Source organism: Variovorax sp. YR566 (assembly GCF_051992195.1).
In the GTDB taxonomy this organism is placed as follows: domain Bacteria; phylum Pseudomonadota; class Gammaproteobacteria; order Burkholderiales; family Burkholderiaceae_C; genus Variovorax.
In genome coordinates this window covers 6,174,410-6,193,958 of record NZ_CP197092.1, presented here as the reverse complement: position 1 = coordinate 6,193,958, position 19,549 = coordinate 6,174,410, and the positions used below count along the sequence as shown (strand labels likewise).

Below are 19,549 nucleotides of genomic sequence, written 5' to 3'. Positions count from 1 at the left end.
TTCTGTAGTGTTCTGAGGGCGAAAAAAAGCCCGCTCGACGGCGGGCCAAAACTGGAGACCATTGCTCAGCGTAGCATCACGATCTGCGGGGGCTTATGCCGCGTGCAGTTGGTGCACGTTGTCGGCGGCCGGGGTGCCAATTGCTAGGTCGGCGATGAAGTCGTTCCATCGGCGCAGGGCGGCAGTCTTTTGCGCGAGGTGCAAGCCCTTGTCGTAGTTGCGGTCCTGCACCCCGCTCAGGCCGTGGCTCAGCAGCTGTGCGCGCACGTCCTTGCTGATGTTGAGACGCTCGGCTAGCAATGTTTCGATAGTGCGCCGAATATCGCCTCCCCTGAAGGGGGCCACTGCGGTACCCGTGCTCACCATCGAGTCGCCGATCTCCTTCACGGCGGTCGAAAGCGTCTCAGGCCGCAGTACAGATTCACCGCTCCCGAAGATCGGACCAGCGGCATTGATGACCGCCAGCTCGTTTAGCACGTCCTGCATTTCCGGCAGGATGGGCAGCACGTGCGCTCGGGCCTGCGCGCGGCGGCCCTTGGGGTCGTAAAGGGTCAGCGTGGCGCCCGGCTGAATGTCGGCCGTGGCGATCCGCAGCATCTGCTGGAGGCGCTGCCCACCCGACAGCACCTGCAAGGTCAGCGCGAGACGGGTGAGCGTCGACGGCAGCGCGTTCACGTGCAGAAGGTATTCGCGGAACTCGCTGATCGAGAGCGCACGCGTGCCGGCCCGGTTGAACTGGCGCGCCATGTTGGTTGATGGCACGGATGCGACGGGGTTCATCGTCAGGCCGAACGTTGCGGCGCCGGTGGCCGCGGTCGGGTCGACTGCCGCGCCTAGGCCGTAGCGGAACGCGGTCGACAGGTAGCTGCGCAGCTTGAGCGCGGTACGGCCTTTCTTTAACCTCTTGCCGGCCACCTCGCGCTGGTCTTCGGATTTCGCCGCCGGCCCTACCAGGCGGGCGAGGATGTGTGCGATATGCGTCGGCGTGATTGCGGCCGCGGGCAGCTCTGCAAGGTGCGGGAAGGCTGCCTTCACATGGTTCTTGACTAGGTTTTCCACGTCGTAGGCGCTGGCCGTCTTGCCCTTGGAGCGAAGGTTGGCGACGTACTCATCGCACAGCGCGGCCAGAGTGCTTTTCTCGGCTTCGCGCAGTTGAGCAGTGTGGGTCGCCTGCTTGATCTTCGCGTCGAGTCGCGCATGTTCTCGCTTGGACTTTGGATCCTCGCCGGCTTTGACGATGGCTTGGAGGCGGGCGGCCTCGGTGCGGGCTTGAACCAGCGTGACCGCGCCCTCGGTTTCTGTGGGGCTGAATCTCCCAACAGTGAGGGTGCTGGTCCTGCCGCAGTGCTGGTACACATAGATGAACTCGACCACGCTGCCTGTTGCGGTCTTGCGGCGGCGGGCCTTGAGAGAGCCGTGCCCGGGGCGTACGGCGCCATCGGCGGCCATCTTCCCGGCCTTGAGGGCATTGATGGCGGCGATGGTCAGGGCTTTGGGGGCGCTGCGCCGCACTTGCGAAGTGGTGGGGATGGCCGTGGCAGGCTGCATGATCCTGTCGCGATTCGTGTCGCGATCCGTTTGTGGTCGAATGCGAACGATTGTGACACAACGGGAAATCTATATATCTCATAAGTTGTTGATATTGCAGCAAAAATTTTGATGCATTCATATTTCAGGAAGCTGAAGGAAACATCCTGATAAGTGACTCATAATCCGTTGGTCGATGGTTCAAGCCCATCACGGCCTACCACCGCTTCTTGTTTTGCCCGTTTTCGGAACGAGCCTCAGAACAGGCTATACTCGAGGGCTTAGCGGCTGTAGCTCAGTTGGATAGAGTACTTGGCTACGAACCAAGGGGTCGTGGGTTCAATTCCTGCCAGCCGCACCATCTCCAGAAATGCCCGGAAGATTCATCTTCCGGGCATTTTTCTTTTGTGCCTTCGCGTGGATTCGGCCGGGCAAATGCAAAAAGGGCCGAAGAAAGCGGGCTATAATTGCAAGCTGTGCGGCTGTAGCTCAGTTGGATAGAGTACTTGGCTACGAACCAAGGGGTCGTGGGTTCAATTCCTGCCAGCCGCACCATTACAAGAAAAGCTCGCAACGAAAGTTGCGGGCTTTTTTCATTTGGAGGATTCTGCTTTGAGCAAGGCATTCACCAAGGAGACAGACTCTGACGGGGATGACGACGGCGCTGATGGCGCTTTGCCTCCGTTGCCCGCAGGCAGCAAGAACTACATCACCCCCGAAGGCTACGCGCGCCTGCGCGACGAACTGTTGCAGCTGATGGACGAGGAGCGGCCGAAGATCGTCGAAACCGTGCATTGGGCGGCCAAGAACGGTGACCGCTCCGAGAATGGCGACTACCTCTACGGCAAGAAGCGCCTGCGCGAGATCGATCGCCGCATCCGTTTTCTCACCAAGCGCCTCGAAATCGCGGAGGTCACCGATCCCTCGGTGCACCACGGTCGCGATCAGATCTTCTTCGGCGCCACCGTTCGCTATATCGACGAGATGGGTGACGAGCGCAGCGTCACGATCCTCGGCATCGACGAAGCGGAGAGCGCGAAGTCGCAGGTCAGCTGGATTTCGCCGATTGCGCGGGCGCTGCTCAAGTCGCGCGAAGGCGACGTGGTGAAGCTCGTCACGCCGGGCGGGGCGCACGAGGTCGAGATTCTGTCCGTGAGCTATCCGGCGCCGCGCCCAACCGCGGCGTAACGGCGCCTCAGGGGGCGGGAACCGTCCTCGATGCGGTCAGCACTGACGCAGTTCGCCGGGCGGCGCGCAACACTGCATCCAGATGCGTTCGGTCGCGCACGGCGATCACGAAGCGCAGGTCGGTCGAATCCTGCGGGGTCTCGTCGGCCATTTCCACGTGGGTGATGTCTGCTTCCGCATCGGCCAGCGTGGCTGCGACCCGCGCCAGCACGCCCTTGTCGTTGCGCACGGTGATGACCACGCCGGTCTCGAAGGCGCGCGTGGGTTCATCCGCCCATTCGACGGCGAAGAAGCGTTCGCTGTCTTTATGGCGCAGCCGCTGGCCGACACCGCAGTCTTCCGTGTGCACCACCAGACCTTCGCCATGGCCGAGGTAGCCGACGATCTGGTCGCCCGGAATGGGCCTGCAGCACAGCGCAAAGCGCACCGACGAGTTTTCGCTTCCATCCAGCGTGACCGCCCCCTGCGACACGGTTTCGTGCGAGATGAAGCGCTCGCGGCTCAGCAGTAGTGCGTCAGGCCTTTCGCCCAGTTCGGAGAGCATTGCCACCAGCCGCTTCGCGACGATGCTGGCAATGCGTTTGCCCAGGCCAATGTCGGTCAGCAGTTCGGAGCGGGTGCGGTTGCCGGTGAAGCGCAGCAGCTTTTCCCACAGCGCCTGGTGTTCCTCGTCTTCCTCGGGCAGCTTGCTCAGGCCTTCGGCGCGCAGCGCCTGCGCGAGCAGCTTTTCGCCCAGGCCTTCGGACTCAGCGTGCGCCAGGGTCTTCAGATAGTGGCGGATCTTGGAGCGCGCCCGGCCGGTTCGCACGAAGCCCAGCCAGGCCGGATTGGGCGTCGACACCGGCGCGGTGATCACTTCGACCACGTCGCCGTTCTTGAGCTCGGTGCGCAGCGGCACCTGGTCGCCATTGATGCGCGCGGCCGAAGTGTGGTCGCCGATGTTGCTGTGGATGGCGTAGGCAAAGTCGACCACCGTGGCGCCTCGGGGCAGCGCCATGATCTGGCTCTTGGGCGTGAACACATAGACCGCATCCGGAAACAGGTCGACCTTGACGTGGTCCCAGAACTCGGCGGCGTCGCGTGTTTCGTCCTGGATGTCGAGCAGCGACTGCAGCCACTTGGTGCCCAGCCGGTCATTGCTGGCCGCGTTTGGTTCAGCGGCCTTGTACAGCCAGTGTGCAGCCACGCCTGACTCGGCCACCACGTGCATCGCCTCGGTCCGAAGCTGGAACTCGACGCTCACGCCGGCCGGGCCGACGAGCGTGGTGTGCAGCGACTGGTAGCCGTTGAGCTTGGCGATCGCGATGTGGTCCTTGAACTTGCCCGGCAGGGGCTTGTACATCTGGTGCAGGATGCCCAGGCCGGTGTAGCAGGCGATCACGTTCGGCACGATCAGGCGGAAGCCGTAGATGTCGGTCACCTGGGCGAAGCTCAGGTGCTTTTCTTCCATCTTGCGATAGATCGAATAGAGCGTTTTCTCGCGCCCCGCGATCCGCAGCGTCATGTTCGCTGCGGCAAAGGCGGTTTCGACCTCGCGCTGCACCTTCTGGATCAGGTCGCGGCGTCGGCCGCGCGCCTTGGCCACGGCCTTCGACAGCGTGGCATAGCGCCACGGTTTCAGATGCCGGAACGACAGCTCTTGCAGCTCGCGGTAAGTCTGGTTCAGCCCGAGGCGATGCGCGATGGGCGCGTAGATCTCCAGCGTTTCGCGCGAGATGCGACCCCACTTCTCGCGCGGCGCATCGGCCAGCGTGCGCATGTTGTGCGTGCGGTCCGCCAGCTTGACCAGGATCACGCGCACGTCGCGCGCCATGGCCAGCAGCATCTTGCGGAACGACTCGGCCTGGTTTTCTTCGCGGGTGTTGAACTGCAGCTTGTCGAGCTTGGTCAGCCCGTCGACCAGTTCGGCCACCGGGGCGCCAAAGCGCTCGATGAGTTCGGGCTTGGTGACGCCGCAGTCTTCGATGGCGTCGTGGAGCAGGGCCGCCATCAGCGCCTGCGCATCGAGCTTCCACTCGGCGCATTGCGCCGCCACGGCGATGGGGTGGGTGATGTACGGCTCGCCGCTGTTGCGCAGCTGTCCGAGGTGGGCCTCGTCGGCGAAGCGGTAGGCTCGGCGGACCAGCTCGGTGTCTTCGGGGCTCAGGTAGTCGAGGCGCGCGGTCAGTGCGGCAAAGCTTGCGGCGGCCGCGTTCAGCGCAGCCGGACTCGGCTTCGGCGTGCCCTTGGGGGCATGGGACTGAGATTTGGCTACCGCGCTCATGGCTACCACTTTAGCGTGACCGCTGTATGGACGCGTTCAGGCATAAAAAAAGCACCGCTTTGCGGTGCCTTTTCGTTGCAGGGCTGCGTCAGATCAGCCCGGCACCTTCTTGAGCATTTCGAGGCCGATCTTGCCTTCGGCGATTTCGCGCAGGGCGGTCACGGCGGGCTTGTTCTTGCTCTCGATCTTGGGGGCATGGCCCTGGCTCAGCATGCGCGCACGGTACGTGGCGGCCAGGACGAGCTGGAAACGGTTCGGAATATTGACGAGACAGTCTTCGACGGTGATGCGGGCCATGATGAGAATCTTTCTGTCTGTGAGCGGATGAACTCGGATATCAGGGGATGTTCAGTGCGGCGAATGTGTCGGCACGTGCACGGCGCTGTGCGGAATACCGGAGCCGCTGAGCGTGGACGATCGCCTTGAGATCGAAAAGCGCGCGCTCAAATAACTCGTTGATTATAACGAAGTCGAATTCCCCCGCCCTGGCCATCTCTTCGGCGGCGTTCTTCAGGCGCAATTCGATGACCGAGGCGCTGTCTTCGCCGCGCCGTTCGAGGCGGGAGCGCAGTTCTTCCCAGCTGGGCGGCAGGATGAAGATCATGACCGCATTGGCAAAGGTCTTGCGGATCTGCAGCGCACCCTGGAAGTCGATTTCGAGGATGACGTCGGCCCCCTGGGCGATCCGCTCCTCGATGGCCCTCTTGGAGGTGCCGTACCGGTGCCCGTGCACATGGGCCCATTCCACGAAGCCGTCCGCCGCGATCAGGGCGTCGAACTCCGTCGGCGAGGCAAAAAAGTACTCGCGGCCGTGCTTTTCCTGCCCGCGCGGCGACCGGGTCGTGTGCGAGACCGAGGGCTGCACGGCCGAATCGAGCTCCATGAGCGCCTTGACCAGGCTCGATTTGCCGGCCCCGCTGGGCGCGGCCACCACGAAGATATTGCCGGGGTAATCCATTCTTTCGCTCGTCGTCATTCGATGTTCTGCACCTGCTCGCGCATCTGCTCGATCAGGACCTTCATGTCCACGCCGATGCGCGTGAGCTCCAGCGCCGCCGACTTCGAGCCCAGGGTGTTGGCCTCGCGGTGCAGCTCCTGGATCAGGAAGTCGAGGCGCTTGCCGATTTCTCCGCCCTTTTTTAGCAGCCGCTCGATCTCGTCGAGGTGCGAGTTCAGCCGGGTGAGCTCCTCGGCCACGTCGATGCGGATCGCAAAGGCGGTGGCTTCGGTCAGCGCGCGGTCCTGGGCGGCTTCGGGCAGCGTGCCGCCCGTACCGGCGGTCAGGCCCATGGCCTCCTGCCAGCGCTCCAGGAAGCGGGTGCGCTGCTGTTCGACCAGTTGCGGCACCAGCGGGCCCGCCTGCAGCACCAGGGTGCGCAACTGGCCCAGATGGGCTTCGAGCATCTTGGCCAGCCGCGCGCCTTCGCGCTGGCGGGCCGACATCAGGCCTTCGAGCGCCTTGCCGGTGACGTCGAGCAGGTCGGGGCCCCAGTCGCCGCGGGCGGCGCTGTCGCCACCGGCCAGGCGCAGCACGTCGGCCACACTCAGGTCGCGGGCACTGGGCAGCCAGGCCTTGATGCTGTCCTGCACCCCGTTGAGCCGCTGGAGCAGCTTGACGGAGGGCTCGACCACACCGGCCTGGGCCGTGTTCTCGATGGCGGCCCGCACTTCGACCTTGCCGCGCTTGAGCTTGCCCGTGAGCAGCTCGCGCAGCGCGGTTTCATGCTGGCGCAGTTCCTCCGGCAATTTGAAGGTGAGATCGAGGAAGCGGCTGTTGACCGAGCGGATTTCTACCCCGAGCCGACCCGCGGCGGCAGGCCGTGCCTCGGCTTCGGAGTGGCTGCCTGCGGACCCGTTCTGGCCGCTGGCGTAGCCGGTCATGCTGTAAACTGGCATTGCGCCTCACTGTGGTTTTGCTTGCATGCACCGAGGCGTCGGCACGGCGTTCGCTTGCCGCACCATCGCCTTCGGGCGAAACTCCCGGATTATGTCAAAGGTCAAGCCTACGCCCCTGTTGCCCGATACGGTCATTGGTGGTTACCGCGTTGTACGCCGGCTTTCCGCAGGTGGGTTCGGTGTCGTCTATCTCGCCATCGACCCCAGCGGACAGCAGGTGGCCATCAAGGAATATCTGCCGTCTTCGCTTGCCACGCGGGGGCCGGGCGAGCTCGCGCCGCAGGTGCCGCCGGAGAAGCTGTCACTCTACCGGCTGGGGCTCAAGAGCTTCTTCGAAGAGGGCCGCTCGCTCGCGCAGATCTCGCACGCCTCGGTGGTCAGCGTGCTCAATTTCTTCCGCGAGAACGAAACCGTCTACATGGTCATGAACTACCTGGAGGGCGCGACCCTGCAGGATTTCGTGGTCACGGCGCGCGACCTGAAGAAGCAGAAGGTGTTTCGCGAGTCGACCATCCGTTCGCTCTTCGACGAGATCCTGCGCGGCCTGCGCATCGTCCACCAGTACAAGATGCTGCACCTGGACATCAAGCCGGCCAACATTTTCGTCACCGACGACGACCGCGCCGTGCTGATCGACTTCGGCGCCGCGCGCGAAGTGCTCAGCAAGGAAGGCATCTTCATCCGCCCGATGTACACCCCCGGCTTCGCCGCCCCCGAGATGTACCGGCGCGACTCGTCGATGGGCCCGTGGACCGACATCTACGCCATCGGCGCCTGCATCTACGCCTGCATGCAGGGCTATCCGCCCAACGACGCGCCCAGGCGCATCGAGAAAGACCGGCTCAGCCTGTCGCTGTCGCGCCTGCGGGGCGTGTACTCCGACAACCTGATCGAGGTGGTCGAGTGGTGCATGTCGCTCGACCCGCTGTCGCGCCCGCAATCGGTCTTCGCGCTGCAGAAGGAGCTCAGCCGCGAAGGCGAGCGCCGCTACACCAAGCTCACGGTGGGCGAGAAAGTGCGCCTGTCGATCGACAACATCCGCTCCTTCGACAAGAAGAGTCTGCCCAAGGCTGCTGCGCCCACCACGCGCCCTGCATGACATCATGAAATTCTCCGTCTTCCAGGTCAGCCGCAAGGGCGGACGTCTCAAGAACGAAGACCGCATGGGCTATTGCTACACGCGGGAATCGAGCCTGTTCGTGCTGGCTGACGGCATGGGCGGCCACCCGGAAGGCGAGGTTGCGGCGCAGCTGGCGCTGCAGACCATTGCCGCGCTCTACCAGCGCGAGGCGCGCCCGGTCGTGAAGGACGCGAAGGCCTTCCTGGCCGAGTCGGCCATGGCCGCGCATCAGCAGATCATGCGTTACGCGAGCCATAAGGCCATGCTCGACACGCCGCGCACCACCGTCGTCGCGGCCGTGCTCCAGGGCACGACCGCCACCTGGATGCACTGCGGCGATTCGCGCCTGTACGTCGTGCGCGACGGCCGCCTGCTGGTGCGCACGCGCGACCACTCGCATGCCGAACGCCCCAAGCCGCACGGCTCCGACATGCCCGTCAACCGCAATCTGCTGCTGACCTGCCTCGGCTCGCCGACCACGCCGCTGTTCGACGTCTCGGCGCCGCTGCAGCTGCAGCGCGGCGACCGCATCATGCTGTGCTCCGACGGCGTCTGGGGCGTGCTCGATGACGAATTGATCGTGCACACCCTCTCGTCCGACAAGCCTGTGTCCGACGCCGCCCCCGATCTCGCCGAGATGGCCTTGCGCAAGGGCGGCGCCCACAGCGACAACGTCACGCTGATCGCGCTCGAATGGGAAATGCCCGACAGCACGGGCGACGATCGCAGCGGCGTGTCCACCGAAACCATCGAAGACGGCGTGTTCGCCTCGACCATCCAGGCAGGCATGCCGTCGGACAACGAAATCGACGACCTCGACGAAGACGCCATCGAGCGTTCCATTGCCGAAATCAACGAGGCCATTCGCCGTTCCGCCGCACGCAAGACCTGAGCGCGCGCGGCTTTTCTTTTTCTTTCCGGTTCTCAAACAAATGACTGCTTTCACACGAAGCGGCGGCCGCGCCGCCGACCAGCTGCGCCCCGTACGCATCACCCGCGGCTTCACCATCCACGCCGAAGGCTCGGTGCTGATCGAGTTCGGCCAGACCCGCGTGCTGTGCACCGCTTCGGTCGAAGAGAAGGTGCCGCCGCACAAGAAGGGCAGCGGCGAAGGCTGGGTCACCGCCGAATACGGCATGCTGCCGCGCGCCACGCACACCCGCAGCAGCCGCGAGGCAGCCAAGGGCAAGCAGACCGGCCGCACGCAGGAAATCCAACGCCTCATCGGCCGCTCGATGCGCGCCGTATTCGACCTCGCCGTGCTCGGCGAACGCACCATCCACCTTGACTGCGACGTGCTGCAGGCAGACGGCGGCACGCGCACCGCGGCCATCACCGGCGCCTTTGTCGCCGCGCAGGACGCCGTCAACAAGCTGCTGGCCGCCGGCACCCTCAAGGCCTCGCCCATCAAGGGCCACGTGGCCGCCATCTCGGTGGGCATCGTCGAAGGCACGCCGCTGCTCGACCTTGAATACACCGAAGACTCCGCCTGCGACACCGACATGAATGTCGTCATGACCGGCGCCGGCCATTTCGTCGAAGTGCAGGGCACGGCCGAGGGCGTGGCCTTCACGCGCGACGAAATGAACATCCTGCTCGGCCTGGCCGAGAAGGGCATCGGCGAGCTCGTGACCCTGCAGCAGCAGGCGCTGCTGCCATCGAACTGACCAACAGCTACTGGCGCTCGTCAATCGGGCGTCACAGCCACTTTTGACTTTTTATGAAACTGGTTCTGGCTTCCAACAACGCAGGCAAGCTCGCCGAACTCCAGCAACTGTTTGCCGAACTGGCCGTCGCCCTGGTGCCTCAGTCGGCGCTGGGCGTGAGCGAGGCTGAAGAACCTTTCCGCACCTTCGTCGAGAACGCGCTGACCAAGGCGCGCCATGCCAGCGCCGCCACCGGCCTGCCGGCCATGGCCGACGACGCGGGCCTGTGCGTCGATGCCTTCGGCGGCCTGCCGGGCGTCGACACCGCCTTCTACGCTACGCAGTTCGGCTACACCAAGGGCGACGCCAACAACGTGAAGGCGCTGCTCGAACAGCTCGACGGCGTGGCCAACCGCCGCGCCGCGCTCGTGAGCACGCTGGTCGCGCTGCGCAGCCATGACGACCCCGAGCCGCTCATCGCCGTCGGCCGCGTGGTCGGCGAGATCGCGCCCGCGCCCGTTGGCGACAACGGCTTCGGCTTCGACCCCGTCATGTACCTGCCGGCCTTCGGCAAGACCTTTGCCCAGCTGCCGCCAGAAGTGAAGAACGCCAACAGCCACCGCGGCCGCGCGGCGCAGGCCATGCTGGCGTTGATGCGCGAGCGCTGGCTGTAATGGCCACCACCTTCCCGATCCTGCCGGCGCAGCCCACGGGCGCGCCGCAGGCCAACGACGTGCTGCACTGGATGCGGCCCGGTCCGCTGCAGCTCAGCGCGCTGCCGCCGCTGTCGCTCTACATCCACCTGCCGTGGTGCCTGCGCAAGTGCCCGTACTGCGACTTCAACTCGCACGAATGGCGCGCCACGAGCGAGACCGAGATCGACGGCATTCCCGAAGCGGCGTACATCGACGCGCTGGTAGCCGATCTCGACGCCGCACTGCCGCTCATCTGGGGCCGCACGGTCCACACCATCTTCATCGGCGGCGGCACGCCCAGCCTGTTTTCGCCGCAAGCCATCGACCGCCTGCTGGGCGACGTGCGTGCACGCCTGAAGCTCGCGCCCGACTGCGAGATCACGCTGGAAGCCAACCCCGGCACCTTCGAGCGCAACCGCTTCCGCGCGTACCGCTCGGCCGGCGTCACGCGCCTTTCGGTGGGCGTGCAGAGCTTCAATGACGAGCACCTGAAGGCGCTGGGCCGCGTGCACGACCGTGCGCAGGCCATCGCTGCCCTGGAAGAGGCCGCGAGCACCTTCGACACCTTCAACCTCGACCTGATGTACGCGCTGCCGGGCCAGACCCTGGAAGGCCTCGACGCCGACCTCTCGCAGGCACTGGCCCTCGCACCGCCGCACATCTCGGTGTACCACCTGACCATCGAGCCCAACACCTGGTTCGCCAAGTTCCCACCCACGCTGCCCGAGGACGACATCGCCTACGCCATGCTCGACCGCATCACCGAGCGCACCAGCGCCAACGGCATGTCGCGCTACGAGGTGTCGGCCTATGCGCGCGAGGGGCACCAGTGCGCGCATAACCTCAACTACTGGCAGTTCGGCGACTATCTCGGCATTGGCGCCGGCGCGCACAGCAAGCTGAGCTTTGCGCACCGCATCGTGCGGCAGGTGCGCTTTCGCGAGCCGCGCCTGTACATGGAGAACGCGCGCGCGGGGGCCGCGGTGTCGCAGAGCGACGAAGTGGCGCTGGCCGATCTGCCGTTCGAGTTCATGCTCAATGCGCTGAGGCTGAAGACGGGCTTCACGCTGCCGCAATTCAGCGAACGTACGGGGCTGGCGATGACGTCGATCCAGCGCGGTCTGGAAGAAGCGGAGCGCAAGGGGCTCGTGGCACGCGACCTGTTTCGCGTGTGGCCGACCGAGCGCGGACTGGATTTTCTGAGCGATCTGCAGGCGATGTTCCTGCCCGATGGAGAGTAGGGCAGCGCCGTCGGCATAAAATCGGCAGTTCCGGAGAGTTGGGTGAGTGGTTTAAACCAGCAGTCTTGAAAACTGCCGACGAGAAATCGTCCGTGAGTTCGAATCTCACACTCTCCGCCAGCAACCCAGTATTCACGCGGGTTTGCGGGCAGGGCGGATGCTTTGTCCCTTTTGCCCTCTTTTATTGTTGTACTGAGCTGGTTCGTTTTGGACTGCTTTGCACAAGCGTGGTTGACCTCCAGCGGGGCAGATGACACGGGACTGCCTGGCCCCCGCCTGCGCAGACGGCAATTGGACATGCCCGGGCGAAAATCGGCCACGCCAAGCCCGCTCTCTTGCCCTATCCGATTCGCCAAGCTCTCGTGACGTCCACCGAACTCAAGGGCTTCATCCTCACTCGCCACTGGCGGGATGCTCCCTCCGGCACGGAGATCGAGTACTGGCTGGCAACAGATGCGGGGCCGGTGAAAGTGGTCCTGACCTCCCAGACCTCCGTCGCATTCATCGCAACCCGGCACAGGGCGGCGGTAGAAGCGCACCTCATGGCCATGCCAGGCTTGCAGATGCGTGAGCTCGAGCTGAAGACTTTTCATCAGGAACCCGTCACTGGTGTCTATGCGAAGCACTTCCGCCAGCTCGGCCGGTTGATGCGCGCCCTCCAGGCACAGGGCGTTCCCCTGCTCGAAGCCGATGTGCGCCCGCACGATCGCTACCTGATGGAACGGTTCATCACCGCTGGCGTGCTGGTGGAAGGAGGGCGGGCAGACCGCTCCACCATCGTCGACTGCAAGCTCAAGCCAGCGCCCGAGTTCCGGCCGGTGCTGAAGGTGGTGTCGCTGGACATCGAGACCAGCCAGCACGAAGCGCTCTATTCGATTGCGCTGGACGGTACGCAAGACCGTGTCGTGTTCATGCTGGGCGAGCCGTCACCCGAGCCGAGCGAGCAGTCATCAGGGTCGGGTGGGCCCATGGACTTTTCGCTCATCTATTGCCCGACCCGCAAGGCCATGATCGAGAAGCTCAACGACTGGTTCGAGCGAAATGACCCGGACGTCATCATCGGCTGGAACGTCATCCAGTTCGACCTGCGAGTGCTTCAGAAGACAGCCAACGAGTGTGGGACGCAGCTCCTTCTGGGGCGGGAGCGGCGGCCCATCGAATGGCGCACCCATCCGGGCAAGCAGGGCTACCTGTTCGCGCCCATGCCCGGCCGGGTGATCATCGACGGCATTGACGCCCTCAAGGCCGCAGTGTGGAGCTTTCCCTCCTTCAGCCTGGAGACCGTCTCGCAAACGTTGCTGGGCGAGGGCAAGGCCATCGGCGACGAGTACGACAAGATGGCGGAGATCGAGCGGCGGTACCAGGAAGACAAGCCCGCGCTCGCGCTCTACAACATCCGGGACTGCGAGCTGGTCCTGCGCATCTTCGACAAGGCGAAGCTGCTGCAGTTCGTGATGGAGCGGGCCCAGACCACAGGCCTGCAGGCCGACCACTTCGGTGGCTCCATCGCCGCGTTCAGCCACCATTACCTGCCGCGGATGCATCGCCAGGGCTACGTGGCGCCGAACGTGGGCGAGATTGCGAGCAAGGCCTACCCCGGCGGCTACGTGATGGACTCGAAGCCGGGGTTCTACGACTCCGTCGTGGTGCTGGACTACAAGAGCCTCTACCCCTCGATCATCCGAACCTTTCTTGTCGATCCGGTCGGCTTCATCGAGGGCTCGAACGCTGGCGACGCGACCATGCTCGTCAAGGGCCCGCAGGGAACTGTCTTCTCGCGCGAGAAGCACTGCTTGCCGGAAATCGTGACCACGCTCTGGCGCGCCCGGGACGAGGCCAAGCGGACGAAGAACGAGCCGCTGTCCCAGGCCCTGAAGCTGCTCATGAACTCCTTCGCCGGCGTGCTGGGTGCAGCCGACTGCCGCTTCTTCAATCCCAAGCTGGTGTCCGCCATCACCCTTCGTGGCCACGAGATGATGAAGCTCACGCGCGAATTCGTGGAAGACCGGGACTACGAAGTCATCTACGGCGACACCGACTCCATCTTCATCTGGCTCAGGCGTACCCACACCAACGAGAACGCGCACGCCGTCGCGACCACCTTGGTGAGAGACATCAATACGTGGTGGACGAACTCCCTTCGCGAGGAGCACGGCCTGCAGAACTTCCTCGAGATCGAGTTCGACACCCACTACAAGAAGTTCTTCATGCCGACCATTCGCGGCTCGGACGTGGGCAGCAAGAAGCGGTATGCGGGCCTGAGCGTCGACGCCAACGGCAAGGAGGAGATGGTCTACCGCGGTCTCGAGATGGCCCGCAGCGACTGGACCCCGTTGGCGCGCCAGTTCCAGGAGGGCCTGCTTTCGCGCATCTTCCACGACGAGCCTTACAGGGAGTTCGTGACCGACTATGCAGAGGCGCTGCTGGCAGGCAAGATGGACGAACTGCTCATCTACAGGAAGCGCCTGCGCCACCGCCTCGATGCCTACCTGGTCAACGTACCGCCGCAGGTACGTGCGGCAAGGATTGCCGACGATCACAACAGTCGGGTCAACCGACCCAGGCAGTATCAGAACGGCGGCTGGATCCGGTATGTCATGACTCGCAGCGGCCCTGAACCCATGGAGATTCGTCAGTCCCGAATCGACTACGAGCACTACCTGACCAGGCAGCTTCAGCCGATTGCCGATGCCATTCTTCAGCCCATTGGAGAAAGCTTCATGGCTTTGACGACGTCACAACGCGGGCTCTTCTAGCGAGATCGAATGGAAGTGCTCAAGACCTCTTCAGCTTTTGAGGCGGCCGGTTGCCACTTCGACTGCACGCTCCAGGAGGCAGCGAGTGGGGCCTCAGCCCCAGCGCGACCCAAGCGTAAGATTCCGGACTCCCCCTACAGACTCAAGAGAGGTCTCGTGCCTTCAATCGTCTCGGTCAATCAGCTTTCCAAGACTTACGCGTCGGGATTCCAGGCACTCAAGCGTGTCGATCTGGACATCCACCAAGGAGAGATATTCGCGCTGCTCGGTCCCAACGGGGCGGGCAAGACAACGCTGATCAACATCATCTGCGGCATCGTCAACCCGAGCGAAGGCACGGTGCTGGCCGATGGGCACGACATCGTCACCGACTTCCGGGCCGCACGCACGAAGATCGGGCTGGTGCCCCAGGAGCTGGCCACCGACGCCTTCGAAACCGTATGGGGCACGGTGAGCTTCAGCCGCGGCCTGTTCGGCTACTCGCCCAATCCGGCCCATATCGAGAAGGTGCTTCGCGATCTTTCCCTCTGGGACAAGAAGGACTCCAAGATCATGGCGCTTTCGGGCGGCATGAAGCGTCGCGTGATGATCGCCAAGGCGCTGTCGCATGAACCCCGGATTCTGTTTCTCGACGAGCCCACCGCCGGCGTCGACGTGGAGTTGCGGCGCGGCATGTGGGAGATGGTGCGCAAGCTGCGGGAAAGCGGCGTCACCATCATCCTGACCACGCATTACATCGAAGAGGCCGAGGAGATGGCCGACCGCATCGGCGTGATTCGCAAGGGCGAGCTCATCCTGGTGGAGGACAAGGCCGTGCTGATGAAGAAGCTCGGCAAGAAGCAATTGACGCTGAGCCTTCGGAACGCGCTGGCTGCCATTCCCGAAGCACTCGTCGGCCGCTACCAGCTCGATCTGGCCGACGACGGCCACTCGCTGATCTATACCTTCGACAAGCAGGGCGACGACAACCAGATCGCCGGCCTCTTGCGCCAGCTCGGCGAGCTCGGCATCGACTTCAAGGACCTGCATTCCTCCGAAAGCTCGCTGGAGGAAATCTTCGTCAGCCTCGTGAGGGGGCAAGCATGAACATGTACGCAATCCGCGCCATCTACCTGTTCGAGATGGCGCGCACGTGGCGCACGCTGATGCAGAGCGTGGCCTCGCCCGTGCTCTCCACGTCGCTCTATTTCGTCGTGTTCGGTTCGGCCATCGGCTCGCGCATGGTGGATGTCGACGGCATCGCCTACGGCGCCTACATCATCCCGGGCCTGGTGATGCTGTCGCTGCTGACGCAGAGCATCGCCAATGCCTCGTTCGGCATCTACTTTCCCAAGTTCTCGGGCACGATCTACGAGGTGCTGTCCGCGCCCGTCTCGTATGTCGAGGTCGTGTGCGGTTATGTCGGTGCGGCGGCGAGCAAGTCGATCATCCTCGGAGTCATCATCTTGATCACCGCCCGGTTGTTCGTGTCGTACGAGATCGCGTACCCGCTGTGGATGGTGGCGTTCCTCGTGCTCACCGCGGTGACGTTCAGCCTGTTCGGTTTCATCATCGGCGTCTGGGCTGATGGCTTCGAAAAGCTGCAGATCATTCCCTTGATGATCGTCACGCCGCTGACCTTCCTCGGTGGGAGCTTCTATTCGATCAACATGCTGCCGCCGTTCTGGCAGAAGGTCTCGCTGTTCAATCCGGTGGTCTACCTGATCAGCGGGTTCCGGTGGAGCTTCTACGGCGTCTCCGACGTGAGCCTGCCGATCAGCATGAGCGTGACGCTGGTTTTCCTGGCGCTGTGCCTGATCGCCGTGCGCTGGATCTTCAAGACCGGGTACAGGCTCAAGGTTTGACTACCGGCATGCGTAGCTGCCAGCGGCAAAAATATCCCCCGACTGGTAGGTCGCCTTCAGCGGATAGACGCAGAACGGCTGACCTTTGGCTGGCGCGGTAGCTGTCGCCGTGCTTGTCACATCGACGCGCCCGGGCTCGATGCCCTTTTCTACCCAGTCGGTCAACATCGCGTACTTGAGCGCCTCGCCCGGAACCGGTGGATTGGCGTCGACGTTGACGGTCCCATTCGTTCCGTAGTGACCCATCCCGGGAACGAGGTAGAGCTTGTAGAAAGAATTCACCGCAGCAAAAGTGCCGGCGGGTGGCGACTTCAATGAAGCGTTGAGTTGATTCGCCACGGCGGCGTAGTACTGGAGCAGCCCCTGATGGGGAATCAGATCGTCTGACTGGCCGACAAAGGTAATGAGCTTCCCGCCACGCGCTTGAAACGCTGTCAGACCCGGGTTGTCTGTGTTGATGCGGCTGAACTCGGTTTGAAGCGAATTTCCGCGATCGAAAATGCTGCCGAGGTCGGAATAGCTGAGGTTCTTCCAGCCGTCGACCCCGTTCCCCGTGGCATTGAGAAAACTCGGCGTTCCCAACGTGGGGTCCTGCCGAATAAGCGCAACCGTGTCCGTTGCCAGAGTCTGCGGATTCACCGGACCCAGAATCGCGCCGCCGCCAAATGGCGAAGTCGCAAGCGGCGCGCCGCGTGGATAGCCGTACCAAAGGTGCGACCCCGTCAGGCCGACGGCGTATCCCGTGTCCGTCGCCGGAGCGGGCACCGATCCGTCCCGCGTCGGTCCGTACCAGACTTTATTGAGGCTCTGTGCTTGCACACTTGAAATGCAGGTAGTCGGGTCCGTATTGCTGCCCCCGCTGCCAGTGCAAAGCACCTGCGGGTCCTGCTGCGGGTCGTATGTGCACTGAGAAGGGTCGATCAGGAACCCAAGATGTTTGCCACCGACCAGATCGCATGCGTTGAGCGCAGCAGCAGATACCGCATTGACTTGTGCAACGCTCATGGCGACACCGCCAAGATCGCGCTGCGTGATCAATTGGCCATAGAGCATGGCGGTGTTGAACCTGGTCCAGTTGATGGCCGGCGAGCTGGCAATGATTCCGTCGAAATCGCCGGGATACGCCTGAGCCTGCTTGAGCCCTTGGCGACCTCCCGTCGAACTGCCGTGCCAGTAGGCGTATTTCGCGTCCGATCCGTAGTAGGCCCTGGCGAGCGCCTTGGCCTTTACCGTCATTTCATGAATGCCGCGCTCCGAGAAATCGGACCATCCGACGGTGTTCACTGTTCCATCGGGGTTCATCAGGAAGTCGCCGTTCGACACGGTGTGCCCTGTATCGGTCGTTGCGGATACAGCGCCCTCCACGCCGGCCACGTCCCAGGGGCTGGCGAGTGGACTGAACGAGATCACGCCCGGGGTGGTTTGGGTTCCACCCGCCCAACCGGTGCCGCCGATCAAGTGAATCTTCTTGTTCCAGGCGACCTTGCCAGGCAGCCATATTTCGATCCCGATTCCGGCCGAGGTGGAGGGGGCATCCGAAGGTCCGGTGTGCCCCGGCCCCACGATCAACTTCACCAGGCACAAGTCGCTTTGCGCAATGGGAGTCGTCGACGTTGCGGTGCCGGAAAGAAGGAGCGGGTCTCCCTTCTTGAATGACTTCGCCAGCAAGACCGTGGTGTTTGCGTCCGGCGCGAAGCCGGTCTTCATCGAGTCGTCGCATTCGAGGCCCTGAGTACCCGATACAGCGGCCGGAGGTGGCGCGGGAGGCAAGACCAGGCCGGGTGTCGAACTGCCGTCCCCGCTTCCGCCGCATGCCGTCAAGCCTGCAAGCAAGAGTGCGACCGCTGAGAGATGCCACTGATTGCAACGCCGATACCGCTCACTGGTCATTGTCTATCTCCGAGTTTCTTGTTCGGCGGGCAGAAATTGCACGGCCGCGCAGCGTGATTGACCGCCGCTGGCCGATTTCAATGTGCAAGCGAAATCCGGTCTTGCTCGTTCGACTCACTTTTGAACAAACGACCCTCATCGAAAACACTAGAGTGGCGGGGTTGTCGCGTCGGATCGCCCACGTCCTGGAGGAAATATGGTGTTCAAGCTAGGTCGGACTGCACTTGACGAAGCAGCGCGGAATCGCGAGAACGCGAGTCTTCTTGCGCCATCGCTGACCGCCGCCTGGAACGGCCTGCCTTTCGCGTGGGTTGGCACCCCGGAGGGCCCCTGGACAAGCAGTTTCACCACGTTGGCTCCGACGCTGTCGCTGATCGAGTCCGGCGCCGTCACGTCACGCATGACCGTGGGCGGCCGCGGGTACGACCTCAATGCAAGCGCTGGCTCGTTGACGCTGTTCAATGCAGAAACACGAGTCCGCGTGAGCCAGGTCGACTGCCGGGACGCCCGTCGACTGCTGCTTCCGCTCGATCTGACCGCGCTCGAACATCAAGGCCTGGAGCGAGAAGACCTGCTCGTGAATCTTCGGCAGGCCGTCGAGTTCTACGATCCCGCCCTGACCGCTGTGCTCCGGGCGATGCTGCGGGAAGTCAAGCGCGGCTGCCCCAACGGGTCTCTTTACGCCGAGTCGCTGAGCTGCGGCGTGCTGGCACACCTGATCCGAAGCCGCGGGCAGGCCCCGGTAAGAGAGCGCGGGAAACTGACGGAATGGCAATGGTCGCGACTGAACGAACTGATCGCGGAAAAGCCGATGAGTGAACTGACTCTCATGGAACTATCGACAAGCGTCGGCATGAGCAAGTCGCAGTTTGTTCGCATCTTCAGGAAGTCCACGGGGACTTCCCCTCACCAGTTCATCGTTCACAAGCAACTCGAGGTCGCACGCGGGCTGATTCGTTCGTCGAACTCCACGTTGGTGGACGTGGTGGCGAAGGCGGGGTTTTCGAGCCAGAGCCACTTCACCCGTCTGTTCCGCGATACCTATGGCATCACGCCGGGAAAGTTCCGGCGAAGAGCTGGCAGTGCCCCCTCCCGTTGAGGCCTGCCAGCCTTGCCAGGGAAAACCTACTCGGCCGCCTCGTCTTCCTCTTCGTCGTCGGCTTCTTCAGCGCGACGAACCGTCACGAAGTTGGTAGCGTCTTCCACGAACGCCATGAGCTTTTCGTCAGGCGCCATTCCGCGCACTTCGGTCTGGATGCCGTCGCCGTTCTTGTAGTCGACCTGCACCAGCGCAAAACAGGCCAGCGGCTCTTCCATTTCTCCTTCATCGCCGCCGTCGTACACGGCGACCCACCCTTCGGCGGGCATGATCTGAAGGATCTTCACGTCTTCCATCGAGTTACTCCAAGTTCAAACAAAGATTGCGCGGCGCAGCATATCCCATGGAAAGGGCCCCGAAGGGCCCGGGATCGGCACGCAGGAT

17 protein-coding genes and 3 tRNA genes are annotated in these 19,549 nt (G+C 63.5%); 13 read left to right on the top strand and 7 right to left on the bottom strand.

All coding sequences use genetic code 11. The features are described from left to right. Nucleotides 1-93: 93 nt before the first annotated feature. Nucleotides 94-1,548, bottom strand: a complete 1,455-nt coding sequence (locus ACTG4X_RS28925) for a tyrosine-type recombinase/integrase (protein WP_440532554.1) — start codon at nucleotides 1,546-1,548, stop codon at nucleotides 94-96. 263 nt (nucleotides 1,549-1,811) lie between these two features. On the opposite strand from ACTG4X_RS28925, the gene ACTG4X_RS28920 reads away from it, so the two are divergent. From ACTG4X_RS28920 to greB, 3 genes are all read left to right on the top strand, one after another. Next, nucleotides 1,812-1,888 (top strand) — tRNA-Arg (locus ACTG4X_RS28920). A gap of 117 nt (nucleotides 1,889-2,005) precedes the next feature. Then, nucleotides 2,006-2,082: transfer RNA gene (locus ACTG4X_RS28915), tRNA-Arg, on the top strand. A gap of 57 nt (nucleotides 2,083-2,139) precedes the next feature. After that, nucleotides 2,140-2,715, top strand: a complete 576-nt coding sequence (gene greB / locus ACTG4X_RS28910; RefSeq protein WP_093179318.1) for a transcription elongation factor GreB — start codon at nucleotides 2,140-2,142, stop codon at nucleotides 2,713-2,715. A gap of 7 nt (nucleotides 2,716-2,722) precedes the next feature. On the opposite strand, the gene ACTG4X_RS28905 is transcribed toward greB, so the two are convergent. The 4 genes from ACTG4X_RS28905 to ACTG4X_RS28890 all read right to left on the bottom strand — a co-directional run bounded on the left by ACTG4X_RS28905 (nucleotide 2,723) and on the right by ACTG4X_RS28890 (nucleotide 6,874). Continuing rightward, nucleotides 2,723-4,978, bottom strand: a complete 2,256-nt coding sequence (locus ACTG4X_RS28905; protein ID WP_093081838.1) for a RelA/SpoT family protein — start codon at nucleotides 4,976-4,978, stop codon at nucleotides 2,723-2,725. A 93-nt stretch (nucleotides 4,979-5,071) separates the two neighbouring features. Then, nucleotides 5,072-5,275 (bottom strand): DNA-directed RNA polymerase subunit omega, encoded by a 204-nt coding sequence (gene rpoZ / locus ACTG4X_RS28900; RefSeq protein ID WP_007835875.1) that lies wholly within the window; start codon nucleotides 5,273-5,275, stop codon nucleotides 5,072-5,074. Nucleotides 5,276-5,315: 40 nt separating this feature from the next. Further along, nucleotides 5,316-5,936, bottom strand: a complete 621-nt coding sequence (gmk, locus tag ACTG4X_RS28895) for a guanylate kinase (protein ID WP_093059689.1) — start codon at nucleotides 5,934-5,936, stop codon at nucleotides 5,316-5,318. Between the two features lie 14 nt (nucleotides 5,937-5,950). Next, the gene (locus ACTG4X_RS28890; protein ID WP_440532553.1) at nucleotides 5,951-6,874 is read right to left on the bottom strand and encodes a YicC/YloC family endoribonuclease; all 924 of its coding nucleotides are present in this window, start codon (nucleotides 6,872-6,874) and stop codon (nucleotides 5,951-5,953) included. A gap of 91 nt (nucleotides 6,875-6,965) precedes the next feature. Between ACTG4X_RS28890 and ACTG4X_RS28885 the strand changes: the two genes are divergently transcribed. The 9 genes from ACTG4X_RS28885 to ACTG4X_RS28845 all read left to right on the top strand — a co-directional run bounded on the left by ACTG4X_RS28885 (nucleotide 6,966) and on the right by ACTG4X_RS28845 (nucleotide 16,176). Then, nucleotides 6,966-7,973, top strand: a complete 1,008-nt coding sequence (locus tag ACTG4X_RS28885) for a serine/threonine protein kinase (protein ID WP_042673779.1) — start codon at nucleotides 6,966-6,968, stop codon at nucleotides 7,971-7,973. Between the two features lie 4 nt (nucleotides 7,974-7,977). Next, entirely contained in the window at nucleotides 7,978-8,886 is a 909-nt protein-coding gene (locus tag ACTG4X_RS28880; RefSeq protein ID WP_093059685.1) for a PP2C family protein-serine/threonine phosphatase, read from the top strand. 40 nt (nucleotides 8,887-8,926) lie between these two features. Further along, nucleotides 8,927-9,661 carry a ribonuclease PH gene (gene rph, locus ACTG4X_RS28875; RefSeq protein ID WP_093059683.1) on the top strand — a complete coding sequence of 245 codons (735 nt, stop codon included), beginning with the start codon at nucleotides 8,927-8,929 and terminating at the stop codon, nucleotides 9,659-9,661. A 53-nt stretch (nucleotides 9,662-9,714) separates the two neighbouring features. Further along, the gene (locus ACTG4X_RS28870) at nucleotides 9,715-10,314 is read left to right on the top strand and encodes a non-canonical purine NTP pyrophosphatase (protein WP_440532552.1); all 600 of its coding nucleotides are present in this window, start codon (nucleotides 9,715-9,717) and stop codon (nucleotides 10,312-10,314) included. Next, nucleotides 10,314-11,576: a radical SAM family heme chaperone HemW gene (gene hemW, locus ACTG4X_RS28865; protein WP_440532551.1), complete on the top strand. Its 1,263-nt coding sequence runs from the start codon at nucleotides 10,314-10,316 to the stop codon at nucleotides 11,574-11,576. Before ACTG4X_RS28870 ends, hemW begins: the two co-directional genes overlap by 1 nt. A 32-nt stretch (nucleotides 11,577-11,608) precedes the next feature. Further along, nucleotides 11,609-11,696 (top strand) — tRNA-Ser (locus tag ACTG4X_RS28860). Between the two features lie 242 nt (nucleotides 11,697-11,938). Continuing rightward, nucleotides 11,939-14,332: a DNA polymerase II gene (locus ACTG4X_RS28855; RefSeq protein ID WP_440532550.1), complete on the top strand. Its 2,394-nt coding sequence runs from the start codon at nucleotides 11,939-11,941 to the stop codon at nucleotides 14,330-14,332. Nucleotides 14,333-14,488: 156 nt separating this feature from the next. Next, complete coding sequence (locus ACTG4X_RS28850; protein WP_218132264.1) at nucleotides 14,489-15,418, top strand: ABC transporter ATP-binding protein; 930 nt, start codon at nucleotides 14,489-14,491, stop codon at nucleotides 15,416-15,418. Continuing rightward, the gene (locus ACTG4X_RS28845) at nucleotides 15,415-16,176 is read left to right on the top strand and encodes an ABC transporter permease (protein WP_440532549.1); all 762 of its coding nucleotides are present in this window, start codon (nucleotides 15,415-15,417) and stop codon (nucleotides 16,174-16,176) included. The genes ACTG4X_RS28850 and ACTG4X_RS28845 overlap by 4 nt, the downstream gene beginning before the upstream one ends. On the opposite strand, the gene ACTG4X_RS28840 is transcribed toward ACTG4X_RS28845, so the two are convergent. Then, nucleotides 16,177-17,883 (bottom strand): tannase/feruloyl esterase family alpha/beta hydrolase, encoded by a 1,707-nt coding sequence (locus tag ACTG4X_RS28840; RefSeq protein ID WP_440532548.1) that lies wholly within the window; start codon nucleotides 17,881-17,883, stop codon nucleotides 16,177-16,179. Nucleotides 17,884-18,262: 379 nt separating this feature from the next. Between ACTG4X_RS28840 and ACTG4X_RS28835 the strand changes: the two genes are divergently transcribed. Next, entirely contained in the window at nucleotides 18,263-19,165 is a 903-nt protein-coding gene (locus tag ACTG4X_RS28835) for a helix-turn-helix domain-containing protein (protein ID WP_097198101.1), read from the top strand. 26 nt (nucleotides 19,166-19,191) lie between these two features. Here the strand turns inward: ACTG4X_RS28835 and ACTG4X_RS28830 are convergent, their stop codons facing one another. Next, a complete protein-coding gene (locus ACTG4X_RS28830; RefSeq protein ID WP_093059610.1) occupies nucleotides 19,192-19,461 on the bottom strand; it encodes a hypothetical protein in 270 nt (89 codons plus the stop codon). Nucleotides 19,462-19,549: the final 88 nt, after the last annotated feature.